The sequence below is a fragment of the Chitinophaga sancti genome (assembly GCF_034424315.1).
Classification (GTDB): Bacteria; Bacteroidota; Bacteroidia; order Chitinophagales; family Chitinophagaceae; genus Chitinophaga; species Chitinophaga sancti.
Window position 1 is genome coordinate 4197199 of the sequence record NZ_CP139972.1, and the last position, 13119, is coordinate 4210317.

Here is a 13119-nt window from a genome sequence, read left to right on the forward strand (position 1 = left end):
TTAATCCGATATTTATAAAATGAAATGGATCAGGCATTGGCTTGTGCCCACACTTTGAATTGCCTGAAAGTATCGGCAGCGGCTTCCACTAAACGTTTTTTCTGATCATCAGTACCATGGTATCCTTCGAGGTAGTGAACGAAGCTATCCCATTGGGTGCGGGTTTCCTCACCATAGCCGTTAAAAAATGATAAAGCCTGAGTAATCTCAGGCAGGGGGAGATTTCGTTGTATAATCTGACAGATGACTTGTCCACCGAGGGTTGAACCTTCCAGCACATACATCACACCCAGGGCCTGCGCATTATCGTTTATTTCCGGGATATGCGTACAGGTAGGTGGAGGATCCAGGGGCGCACCATTGATCACGTTGATGTCCTGCAATAACTGAGTTGCCTTGCGGCGGTTCTCAAATCCACCAGGAAAGGATGTATCAATATGCGCTGCAATGTATTGTTCCAGCGGATAATAAAATCCGTAGAACAATTGCAGTAACCTGATATATGCTTCAGGGGAATTGGCTTGCTTAATCACCGGGATCAGGGTCCTCTCCAGGTCCTGATGTAATATGGCTGTACTTTCTCTTAACTGTTCAATCATTATCAAGTGTATGTGACAATGATTAAAAGTACTATGAATATTCGTGTACCGCGTGTGGAATTAATTCTACGGCAGTTGCACTACTGTAAACCAGTAGGCATGCAGCATACGGGTAAATGAAACCAGGTCCGAGAAATTGGAAGGCTTGATGGTGTAGCTATTCACTCCCAATTCATAACATTTTGAAATATCCTTGGCTTCGGTAGAAGTAGTGAGAATAATAATGGGTAGCCACTTAAGATTTGCATGTTCCTTGATTTCGCGTAATGCCTCCCTGCCGTCTTTACGGGGCATATTCAGGTCAAGCAAGATAATACTGGGGAAGGGGTATTTTTCTTCGTCCGCATATTTTCCCTGCCTGTTCAGGTAATACATTAACTCTTCTCCATTTTCAACAAAACGCAATTCAGTTTCAGCCCCACTCTCCTCAAATGCCACTTTTATGAGCTCCCGGTCGTCTGCGTCGTCATCAGCAACCAGTATACATTTTCTGGTACGTTGCGCCTTCTTGATCATCCAGATTTAAATTTGACGGATAAAATTACTTAAATAAAGTCGCATATTACCCAAATTGCACAGAATAAGGCGTTTTATTGACAAAAAAACCAACATAAATTGGTCTACCAATTGCATGTTGAAACCCCTTGCCTGCCATTTAATGAAAATTGGGATCACTCCCCTAAATAGGGCCTGCCACCCTGTAAATCAGGATGGCAGGACTTGATACTTTTTAAAGAAATTTATGCTTATGTAGTTTTTGGAGTGTTAACAAACAGCAATTTGATAAGGAAGCTTCACAAATGTACGCCTGATCTCAATTGCAGGCAGATCGGATCGGGAAAAGAAAAGACGCGATCGGGAAAAAATGAGCAGGTATTCCTTACTACTACTTTGTGTGCATTCTATCCTCTATCATACCAGTGAAAGATGCAGGGCCCATGTGAATCAGCGGTGCCTCAGCTGTTGCAACACCAATCTTTCCGGATGGATGACCGGATATATAATTCAATGCAGCTGCAATACAATTCTCATTTGCATCCCCAAAATCATGTGTCACATCATCACTGGCAACAATATCCGGCGTCATACCCTGGAAATAATTGCCATCTCCATTTGCATTCTGCATGTAGAAATTAGACATATACACGGTATACTTATCAATCTTTACACCGAAGAAACCAACAGGTTTTCCGTAAGTCTGACTACCTACCAACTTCACTGGCAGATAGGGTTTCAGGCTGTTGATCACCAATTCACTCGCAGAAGCAGTATTGCCACTTACTATAAAAATCACCTGTTTTACCGTGTTCAGAGTCCCTACCTTTTTGAAAGAATAGGTATTCCCACTAATAGAATAATCAAGATCTGCATAGGTCGCTTTATGACCATTGTAGTCTACAGTATTCCCATTTGCATCCAGGTAGAGCTGCTGTTTCAAAATAGTAGCCTTCCCGTTTTGCAGCAGGTCATTGAAGTACTCCGTATACATCGTCTTATCGTTCAGGGTAGACGGTGCAATGAGGTTGATCATTTCCTCTGCAGTTTGCGTATAGCCACCACCATTATATCGTAAATCGATGATGAGCGCGGTAACTCCCTGTGTGGCAAAAGTGCTGAAAGCACTTTCCAACGGCGCTTGCGAGCTGGACATTACAGAGAAACGACTATAGTTCAGGTACCCTACTTTCTGAGCCCCGGCGGTCAGAACCACAGTTTTCAAAACAGGATTAGTAGTATAGTTTGATTTGGTCAGGTTCACTTTGCCGGTAATGCCACCATTGTCAACAATAGTCATAGACATTGTCGTACCATTCAGCGCATTTTGAATAAAAGTGCTGCTGGATGTGGTAACAGTAGTACCATTGATCTGTGTAATCTTAAAACCTCGTGCAAGTCCGGCCTGCGCTGCAGAAGAGTTCGGATTTACATAGCGGATCCGCACATCAGCACTGATACTGATGCTTAGCCCAAAATCATCCCCCTTGTCAGTCAGAGATACCGTGCCGAGACGAGCACCCGTCAGGGAACCATCGTCAATAAAAGAATACTTTGGTGAACCAGCATAACCAGAGTACTCATATGAGTAGCCAGTAGCCGGATTTGTTTTTGATTGCGTAATGACGTACAACTCCTTTTCATAATTGGTCAATACATTGCTACCAGTAGCATATTGCCGGGGATTGAAAGTTGTGTAGTCAGGCAAAGCATCGTACCAAAGGTAGATCTGCTTAGCATAGAGATAGATAGAGTCAAGTGTCAATTGCTCACGGGTGCCATCTGTAGGAGATACGGGTGTTTCAGTATCAGTATCGTGGTCCTTGCGGCAGGAAACGAAAACAGTGGCACAGGATAGGAGCGCTATAAGAATGGTCTGTTTCACCAGGGTGGATTTTAATGGAAATTTACTAAAAAAAATGGGCATTCGTCTAAATCCATACATTCTCAAAGGCCCCCTAATAGAAAAGGGCTATCTCGAAGTTTTGAGACAGCCCTTTTCTATTAGGGTTCCTGATGGAGAGAAATTTTCTTTAAGGCTTCATTTTACTTATAATACAGCCCTTTCCTCTTTCAAATTATTTCGTAGTCAAATCCGTACTTCCCTTCGCAGAAATAAAATACTTAAACGTCCAATACCCCGCATCCTTCTGATAAATCTCCGCAGTCGGCGTCTCAGGCGCCCCTTTATAATAACTCACATACTGGAACTTCACATACCTCCCATCATTCAGCTTAAACACAAACACCCGCCGCTTAGGAAAATCAAAATACGCCAGCTCTCCCGTTTCTGTATTATACACCGGCGTTTGTGGACTCATAGCTAATGTATGCATAAACGCAGTCGCCGGCGGTGCCGCCTTTATCGCATCAAATGTCGTATCCTCATAACCAACCACCGATACATCCGAAGGATTCATGGCAAACTTATCCACACCATCCCAATAACCAGGTGCCGTACCTCCCCAATTAGGAGACATCGTCAATCCCGCCCCCTGGAAACCAACATCCCATGCCGCTGTATTAACACTATCCTCTCCAGCACCCACTAATCCCATTTTTGAAAAACTAAACAGGTTATAATTAAAAAAAGACGCAACAGGAACAGGCATACTTTTAATCTCCACGACCCCGTTCGCCTTAATGGTCACATACTCATTCACAATCGAATCCTTCTTCTCTTCTTCTGGTTTTACGTCCGTGTCCTTATCATCTTTGCAGGCGAAGAAAGCCCCCGTCAGGCACAGCATTAAAAAAGCATATTTGAATTGCAGTTTCATTTCATCATTTGTTTTAAATTATACAGGAAATCAGCCTTCCCGGGCTACCTTACACCTTACAGTGCCTGGTACTGGAAGTTATAATATGGATAGTTGGTAGCAGAGCTACTGGCATTTGGTGTGCCGCCGGAATAAAGGCTGCTAATGCTCACCTTCCAGATAGCTTTACCTGTTACACGATCTTTCAGAATCAGTGTACGTGGCTGATATGCAGTTACAATGTGAGTAGAAATATTATAATCGTACCAACCAATGCCGGAGCTGATCAGTACAGAACCCATGTAAATTCTGTTAGTACCCAGTTTGCCACCCGGAGCAGCAATCGTTACTACACCCTTCGCGCTGGCAAAAGCAGTATCCTGGTATGCCAAAGTATAGTTACCGGAAAAAGCATAGATATCACCATTTGCGCTACCAGTGAAACGCAGGTCGAAATAAGTGCTGGATGCGGAGCTGGAGTCACCACCCACATTATTCAACAGGCTGAAATAATAAGTGCTCGCAACATTTGACCATTGCGTACTGTCTGCCGGTGCAGTTACAGTGCCTTGTGCAAAGTTGGTGACAGTATATACTGATCCTGACCTGGAAACAATACCCTTGGTTTTGCTGGCATATGGACCAACGGCAGACAGGTTGATTGAACCACCATCCGGTACAGCAACAGCAACGCCATTACCAATGGTCAGGCCGCTATTAGGCGCAGCTACATCATCTTTTTGGCAGGAAGAAAATAAAGCAATAGTTCCCGCTACCAGCAGGGCAGCGCTAAAACGAAGTGTTTTCATTAGATTTGTAGTTTTAGAATTCTCAATAGTATGGCATCTTGTGCAGGACAGCATTTTCCCGGGCGCTATTCGGACCGTCACATCCAGCGCCTGTGGTTAACGCAGCCTTCATAAGGCCATACTTCTTTTCCAATTAGTGGTTATTCCCGGTCACCGGCCGTTTCCTGTATAATATCTTTGTGTGTTAAGCTTATGAATTGAGTAACTCCAGGCTTGGATGAACGCCGTAAAATCATTTTGTTTTTACATTCAAATTCCCGGGCGTAGCCTGTACATAATATCTGAAATTGAAATAAGGTGCCAGGTTCTTTGTATTTGGATCCCCGTAATCAGGTGCAGTAGCCGGGTTATCTTTATACAGATTCACCAGCTCTACTTTTACATACCTGTTATCTTTCAGCAGGAAGATCAGTGAGCGATTCTTATATGGTACCAGGGAATGGTTATTGAACTGGTAATATCCCCAGCTATCAACAATATCATTGATGTCAAAAGAAATCGGCACACTATTCCTGATCATTGAATCAGCAGGAGCAGCACTCAGTTCATCAAACGCTGTTTTCACCACCCTGATCTTTCCAAGGCCATTTCTTCCTTCAGCAGTGGCAGCATCCGCATTGATCTGAGAATTGTAAATACTGTTGAACATTATGTGCCATGTGCTCACACCATCTACAGCAGCAGTACTATCCACCACTTTGTGCGTGTCAAAATTGAAAAACCATGCACGATGTCCTTCTGATGCTGAATGCCCTACATCCGGTGCGGGATAGTTCACAACATAGACTACCTTATATTTTTCATCCAGGTATATATGTTCCTCCAGTTGCTTCACACGGCCGGGCACCCAGTTAGTGCCTTCCAGGTAAGTTTCTCCCGGCGTAGTAGCATCGTCTTTGCCACAGGAGCAGAGAAACAACAGGGTTAATACCAGCAAACTATTGGTTAAACGTCTTATTGCCATCTTTGTTAATCGTGTATTTAAAAGTGATATAAGGTGCAGCAGTATGGATGTCCGGGTTTGCCGGGTTATCCTTATAGAAACCGTAAATGATCAGCTTTGCATAATTCCCTTTTGCAGTTCTCACAATAATAGCACGCGGCAGGTTATAGACCACATGGGCTCTCTCATTATCACCAGGATACATTTGACCATAGAAGTCGTAGAAAGCATAACCATTCGTACTCCCATTGAAGTGATCTAAAGTCAGGTAACCGTTTACCAGCAATTGATCATCACTAACAGGTACCGTAGTTACCTTGTTAAATGCTTCTTCCATCAGGTTGGCTGCAATGGGTACAGCAACCGGGCGTTGATGATCGTAATCGAAATACTGTTTATCCACAGCACTGTCTACTACCAGGTAAATGCCTCCTTTGCCAGGACCACCTTTACCCGGGTTATAAGTAGCAGTCCCATTATTCGCCCATACACTGCTGTTATAAATACTGGCAAATGCAATATCCCATTTGTCAGTAGCAGCGTAAGCATCGGGTATCACACGGCCGTCTTCAAGACTGTAATAGATAGTTTTAAAGGAGGCACTGCCACCTGCTTTCGCTACAGTATCACCCACCAGGTTTGTCACAGTATAGGTTCCGCCGCCAGTCACGGTAATCGCAGGCAGTTCAGGCAAGGAAGGATCGTTATCTTTATCCTTATCCGAACAGGATGCGAATAAAAAAACGGTCAACAAAAGAAAAGATATACGCATTTGAATCAGGGTGTTTTCAGGTTATGACTACCATCCTGCTGCACAAAATAGCGGAAGGTGAAATAAGGTGCCGGCCAGAAAAGATCGGTAACAGCAGGTGGGTTTCCCTGGTATACATTGATCAGTTCCAGTTTACCATACTTACCATCAGCAGTACGTATGATAAAAGTGCGGTTCTTAATAGGCACGGCAAGGTGCGTATTCAGTGAATAAAAATACCAGCCGGTGTTATAAGGCTGAGGATACTGATCCCATCCTGCAAAATTCAGGTTCGCCGTCTCAAATGCAGCATCATCAGGCGCAGTAGTTACCTTACTGTAAGCAGCATCCACAGCGATGATCATTCCTTTTCCGGAACCACCTTTCCCCGGACCTTCTGCACTACCATTATTCACATATACAAGCGCGTTATAAATATCGGTGAAAGCCAGATCCCAGTTATTGCTCTTCTTAAAAGTATTGCTGCTATCCCAGGATTGCAGTTTGGTAGACAGTTTGAAATAAAAACTCTTAAACGGGCGTCTCTCTTTTCCCTCCACGCCATCAGCTACAGAAGCTTCCGTATCACCCGCCAGGTCATAGATAACGGTGCTGACACCATCTTCATAATTCAGTTTGGTTACATTGTTGTTGTCCTTCTTACAGGCCATAGTTAGCAGTACGATGGCTGCTAAGCAATGCCATTGGGCTCGCTTGTACATATTGCTTATTGTTATTGCCATAAGGCTTGCTTGTACATTTTGGTTATTGTTTAAACAGTCGCCATTTCAACCCGGCCATCAGGATGCGACCGGGTTGTCCTGGCATCAGCATATCCGTATAATTCATAAGGTTGTCTGCTGTAAATTGTACAGCCAGATGACCTTTGCAAAGTTTCTTTTCGATGCTTGCATATACCAGGCAGTAGGCATCAATGAATGTATCGTATGTGTCCAGAAACCGGTTATTATTTGCGTCGTCGTAGCCTGACCTGCTCTTGTAATTAGCGCGGAAAGTAGCACTGATGCCCCAGGGAGCATATTCATAGAACATACGCAGGTTCAGCATATGACGGGAGCGGTTTTCAAGGCCGATGTAGTCGCTGACTTTCGAGGTCCTTGTTTCACCCGTACTGTTATTACGTATTTTATTATAAGGATAATCACCCGTCCTGATGGCATCCATAATACCTCTATCCTTTGCATACAGCAACTGGTAGCCTGCAGCAACATCCAGCCCTTTCATCACATGCATGCTGATGCCGGTTTCTACACCTCCGGTAAATGACCTGTCAAGATTGATATAGGAATAAATAGGTTGAAAATTTGTACGGGTAGCAATCTGCACCGTGTTGATAAAATTGTGCAGCTGGTTATAGAACCCGTTTACATCAATGCGGATATTTTTCACAGGAGTATAACTGATCCCCATATTATAACTCACCGCTATTTCAGGTTTCAGTGCGGCACTAATATCTTTTGCCACAGGTCTTACTTCACTGATCAAACCCGCTGCCTGCATAGCAGCGACCTGGGTAGCTACTTCTTCCACACCAAGTACCGTATATCCCGCCTGTGGATTGGTGAATACCTGGTACCTTTTCTGAAAATCAGGTGTTTTATAACCAGTACCAAATGCGGCGGTCAATGATATTTTTTCTGACAGCCTATATTTCAATCCAGCGCTGGGATTCAATCTGCCGCCATAAAAATCGGAATGATCATAACGGAACCCCAGGCGGGAACTGAGACGACTATTTACTTTCCAGTCACCTTGCAGATAAGCATACCCGCTCTTTAAATCATTTCCATCCATCACCTCAAGATTGCCACCCACACCACCTGCAAATGATAACTGGTTAGAGGCCACATATTGCACCTGCTCTTCAAAGCGGTGATAATATTGTGTAAAATCATTGGAACTTAATTGTATAGCCTTTCCTGTACTCACATCCTGCGTAGTACTATACCTGGTTAAATAGTATTGTGTTTTTAATTGCCAGCCCTTGTTTAGGTTTGCCTGCCAAACAATTGCGCTATTTACATCGCTTTCATGCAATACATCTCTGGTTGTATTTGCCACCTGGCCGGAACTATATACAGATTCATTAATGGAATTACGTAATGCCCATCGCCCGGCAATGTGCAATGAATTTTTCTCATTTAATTGATAGCGCATCCTGCCTTGCAGGCTATAGCTATCATAAGGAGGTGCTGTAGTGCCCTTGCTAAGGAATGAATTCACATTATAGCCATCCGTATGATAAAAATTTCCCGATAGGTTCAGGCTGCCCCTGCTATCGGTATTACCCGCATAACCAGTCCGGCTATTAGTCCTTTCGGCAACATTGTCTTTTTCGATGCGATTCCTTCTTCTCCCAAAAGGAGTCTCCCCTTCCAAAGTAAAATCCTGCGTATTTTGTGAACCACATCTCACAATAGCCTGCCCCTGTGCCGCATCAATACGCTGCCGCGTAATAATATTCACTACACCTCCCAGGGCCTCACTTCCAAATAAACTGGAACTCGCGCCCTTCACAATTTCAATTCGCTCTATATCAGCAACAGTAATCCTTGACAAGTCGAAATTTCCTGCATTTCTCCCTATCATTGGCTGACCATCAATCAAAATCAAAATATAATCAGCACTGAAACCCTGTAACTGCATACCAATAGCCCTTGAACCCGCAGAAACATCATTGACAATCGCAATGCCCGTCTGCTCCCGCATCACCTCATCCAAACGACGACTCCCCATCATCTCCAATGTCTTGCGGCTAATAACCGTCACGGGCATAGCTGCACGGCTGGAAAGGGTTTCCAGGTGCACGGCTTTTACTTCCACACTCTTTAAAGTATGGGAGGTATCGGACTGACTATAGGCACACAAACTACCACAACACAATATGATAAACGTGTATAATTCTTTGCTGGTACGCATGAAAATTGAAGGATATTGCTATCTACAGCATATCGGGTACAATAATATATTTTGGTTCGGGGCGGAGTGATGTAAAAGTAGAAAAGGAAAATGACAGGGGATTGACGAAACGGGAAAACAATTTACGCAATCAGGAAAAGTAGGACTGCCAACAAAAAACCGGGGGATTTATCGTTTTGCTCCGCCAAACAATAAATCCCCCGGCGCCCGAGATTTTTGCGGCTGGCAAAGCAGGCCACAAAAATTTCGCCTATTCTTTAATTAATGCATACTCCACAACCGGGTACCCTCTCTCACCACCATCATTAATCCCCATACTCACAAACTTCAGCTTATAATAATTCCCAGCCGGATCCCTTACGACATAATAATATTGCTTATAAATGCCCGTACCAGTAGATCTCCAGCTACTACCAATCGCATCCCTCTTAGCAGAGAATGTCAGGGAAGCCGTATCCGCCTTCTTAAAACCAGAATACCCCACTGTAGTAGAATCCACCTTCGCAGCTGCAACACCACCCTGCTGATTGATCACCACAAAATCAGAGAAGAAATAAGGAATCGTCGCAGTATAATACGCCGCATAAGACCATCCAAAATCCCATTCTGCTTTCTTAGGCTCCACATTCACAGTAGCACCACTCTCCAATGAGAAGAACACAAAATTATAACTGCTATTCTTCGTAATCGTCACACTATTCACCGTACCTGCACCCAGCAATGCATATTGCAAAGTATAACCAGTAGTACCATTCCGTGTAATCTTCACCTTATACCAGGTAGCAGGATCAGAAACAGACGCAGTCTCCGGTTTAACCAGGTAAACCAGGTTTGCCTCTGCAGTAGCAGAAACCTCCGCAATCACAGTACCACTCAGTTCACCATACACATTATCGATCATACTCAGTGTACCCTGCCCCTGACCAATCGCCAGACTCACACCACTTGCATCTTCTGTAGTCACAGCACTTATATCAGTTTTAGTAGTAGCTACCGCACTCATAGCAGTGAAACTATTCAGGATCACCCTGTAATCACTACCGCTATAGAAACCCAGCGACCAGGCGATACGACTCACAGCAGTAGCAGAATCAGTACTCATATCTACATATACTGTTTTAGGAGAACCCGTACCCCCGCCACCATCTAAAGTTAATTCGGATCCATCAGAAGGAGCAATCACCACAGTGGCATCCTCATCTTTACTACATGCGCTAAATAATCCAGTAATAGCAAGGCCAAGCACGAGTAAAAGTCTGCTTAATTTCATAGAGTTTTGATTTTTGAATTGTATTTTATGAGCAATTGAATTAATTCCTGTTCTATTGAGATATCAAAACGGATCATAGTATTTGTGTTGTAGGAAAATGATTTGAATTTTGAAGCCTGAAGTTTTATAATGTTATAATGACAACAAATCGATATTATCTTTTTGCCTTGTAAAGCCATGAACTGATCTACCTATTTTGAACTCATTTCCCAAACAGGCATTTCAATTGATAATCAATACATAAATAGTAATTATGAAATGAGTTCTAATATCTACCTGGTTCGTTATTTTTCTTACCACCAGAGTTGATTCATGTATTCAGAATCTTCCCGCTCACTGGTTTTTATTTCCGCATATTCGAAATACTATTATTCAAATTTTATTTCCTACTCCAGCTAAAATTCACCCCCAGGAAATAACTCCTCCCATACCACATCGGCAACTGCGTTCCCTCACTATGTGCTACCCCACTATTCGCCGTACTATTCCTGATATTCGTCACATTGAAAATATTCCTCACCCCCGCATTAATATTCACCAGCTTCGTCACCGTTTTCATCACCGTAAAATCCGCCATATTATAAGCTCCCGATTTCACCTCGTGTAAATAAGTAGTACCATCCGCAGCCGTCGCAGACTCATACGCAGGTCTCACACCATTATATTTATAAGAGAGATTCAGAGTAGTTCCTGCCTTCCTCATAGTATAAGTTATATTCCCATTCAACTCAGGGGTCCACACAAAAGTCGGCGTAGGATCTGCTGCCTTATACAAATCATCAGCAGAGAACTTATTATATCTGCCTATATAAGAACCCCCAACACCCAGTTCCAGGTTTTTCCAGTTCACCTTACCCATCAATGTACCACCCGTAGTTTTGAACTTACTGATATTGACATAAGTCATCGTATCACTATTCGCCACATACGCATAGTCAATCATATTATCGAAGTCGTTATAAAACCCCGTCGCTGTCACATTCACTTTCACCGGCCCAGACTGAATCGCCTGCCAGCTCAGTGAACCAGTAAAACTATTGGAATACTCTGCCTTCAGATTCGTATTCCCCTTAATACTATGACTGGCATCAAAGAAGTTGAAATACAATTCACGCAAAGCCGGTGCCCTGAAACCACGGGCATAAGAGAGCCGAAGATCTAATGATTTCGTCAATGCAACTTTTATGTTCAGAGAAGGAATCACCGGAGGTGCATCATAAATAGAGTTTTTACTAAAGCGGACACCGGGGCGGATATTGATCCCTGCTGTTGGTTTCAATTCAGCAGAAGCAAAAATGGAATAGTTAGAAATATTGGGTCTGCCTTCAATACGCTGTCCGGAAGAAACATCGCGACTATACTCAACACCTGGTTGTAATGATAAATGATGCCTGACTGAATACTGCGCAGTACTTCTGAAGAATACGGCATTGTATGTAGTCAGATCCTGTGAACCGGCGGCAGCTGACAAAGTCTCCGATCCGTCCGTAAAGTTTTTAATAGTAGTACGTGTATGCCTGTTATAAGCCTGGTAAGACAAAGCACCATTCACACTCAGGTCGTCATTCACCTGCCATATAGCCTGTGCCTGATGGGTATATCTTTTAGTCAGATAATGTGCATCCGTTGCTTTTCCATTATCATAGTTAATATCTCCTTTTGCAGCCAGGTCTTCATCGAGATAATCCAGCCGGTACCAGGCCTTAATATTTTTCCTGTCAATCCCCACAGTGGCATTGGTCATCAGCTGATCCTTCGGCAACCATGCCTTCGCTCTGCCAGTCAGTGTATCACTCCATCCGCCAAAATTATTCCGCGTAATACCTGCACTTGCAAAATACCCATGATCACCCCAGCTTACTCCCAGCGAAGCATTGTGCTGGCCTTTCCCATCAAAGGCCGCATATTCTTTCCCCACAGTTTCTTCCTGCACACCTGCATTCACGGATAACTGCTTATTGCCATTATACTTTTTGGTAATGATATTAATCACACCTGCCAGCGCATCCGTACCATATACTACAGACATCGGCCCTTCCACGATCTCAATCCTTTCAATACTATGCACATCAATCTGGGCAAGACTTTGACGGGTACTACCACGATCTGCCAAAGGAACTCCATCCAGCAAGATCTTCACTTCAGCACCAGACATCCCCATGAGTTCCACATCCGTTTCACCCAGGGTATTATCATTAGAGAAACGGATGCCCAACTGATTATCCAGCACACCCAGGATATTGGTAGCGCCACGCATCTTAATATAATCTGCCTGAATCGTTCTTACCTGGTATACGGAATTCTTCAAAGATTGTGGTGTGTATTGTCCTGTCACCACCACATCCCTTAACTGCACTGAATCCATTCCTTTCTTAGTCTGCGCCCGGCTTTCGTACGAACATGCGAATAGCAGGGGTAATAGCATTACCCTAAACTTCATAAGTATTTTTTGATTGCAATCGACACACCTTTCCCATGCTGCATGCATTGTAAACGCAAACAGGTAAGGGCCAAAAGGTATTAGACCATGATACCGGAAAACAATAAAATATT

The 13119-nt window shown here is 43.6% G+C and carries 11 protein-coding genes; all 11 read right to left on the bottom strand.

Features of this window, described 5'->3' with window-relative positions; genetic code table 11:
- Positions 1-29 precede the first annotated feature (29 nt).
- Positions 30-599: a biliverdin-producing heme oxygenase gene (locus U0033_RS16055; RefSeq protein ID WP_072359434.1), complete on the bottom strand. Its 570-nt coding sequence runs from the start codon at positions 597-599 to the stop codon at positions 30-32.
- Positions 600-665: 66 nt separating this feature from the next.
- Positions 666-1115: a response regulator gene (locus tag U0033_RS16060; RefSeq protein ID WP_072359436.1), complete on the bottom strand. Its 450-nt coding sequence runs from the start codon at positions 1113-1115 to the stop codon at positions 666-668.
- Between the two features lie 370 nt (positions 1116-1485).
- Positions 1486-2979 carry a S41 family peptidase gene (locus U0033_RS16065; protein WP_177318581.1) on the bottom strand — a complete coding sequence of 498 codons (1494 nt, stop codon included), beginning with the start codon at positions 2977-2979 and terminating at the stop codon, positions 1486-1488.
- A gap of 193 nt (positions 2980-3172) precedes the next feature.
- Positions 3173-3874, bottom strand: coding sequence for an HmuY family protein (locus U0033_RS16070; protein WP_072359440.1), 702 nt, complete (start codon positions 3872-3874; stop codon positions 3173-3175).
- A gap of 56 nt (positions 3875-3930) precedes the next feature.
- Entirely contained in the window at positions 3931-4662 is a 732-nt protein-coding gene (locus U0033_RS16075; RefSeq protein WP_072359442.1) for a hypothetical protein, read from the bottom strand.
- 232 nt (positions 4663-4894) lie between these two features.
- Positions 4895-5626: an HmuY family protein gene (locus U0033_RS16080; RefSeq protein WP_072359444.1), complete on the bottom strand. Its 732-nt coding sequence runs from the start codon at positions 5624-5626 to the stop codon at positions 4895-4897.
- Entirely contained in the window at positions 5601-6377 is a 777-nt protein-coding gene (locus tag U0033_RS16085) for an HmuY family protein (protein ID WP_143150673.1), read from the bottom strand. Before U0033_RS16085 ends, U0033_RS16080 begins: the two co-directional genes overlap by 26 nt.
- A 5-nt stretch (positions 6378-6382) precedes the next feature.
- Positions 6383-7099, bottom strand: a complete 717-nt coding sequence (locus U0033_RS16090) for an HmuY family protein (protein ID WP_072359448.1) — start codon at positions 7097-7099, stop codon at positions 6383-6385.
- Between the two features lie 22 nt (positions 7100-7121).
- Positions 7122-9296, bottom strand: coding sequence for a TonB-dependent receptor plug domain-containing protein (locus U0033_RS16095; RefSeq protein ID WP_072359450.1), 2175 nt, complete (start codon positions 9294-9296; stop codon positions 7122-7124).
- A gap of 250 nt (positions 9297-9546) precedes the next feature.
- The gene (locus U0033_RS16100) at positions 9547-10566 is read right to left on the bottom strand and encodes an HmuY family protein (protein ID WP_072359452.1); all 1020 of its coding nucleotides are present in this window, start codon (positions 10564-10566) and stop codon (positions 9547-9549) included.
- A gap of 379 nt (positions 10567-10945) precedes the next feature.
- A complete protein-coding gene (locus U0033_RS16105; protein WP_072359454.1) occupies positions 10946-13006 on the bottom strand; it encodes a TonB-dependent receptor plug domain-containing protein in 2061 nt (686 codons plus the stop codon).
- Positions 13007-13119 lie beyond the last annotated feature (113 nt).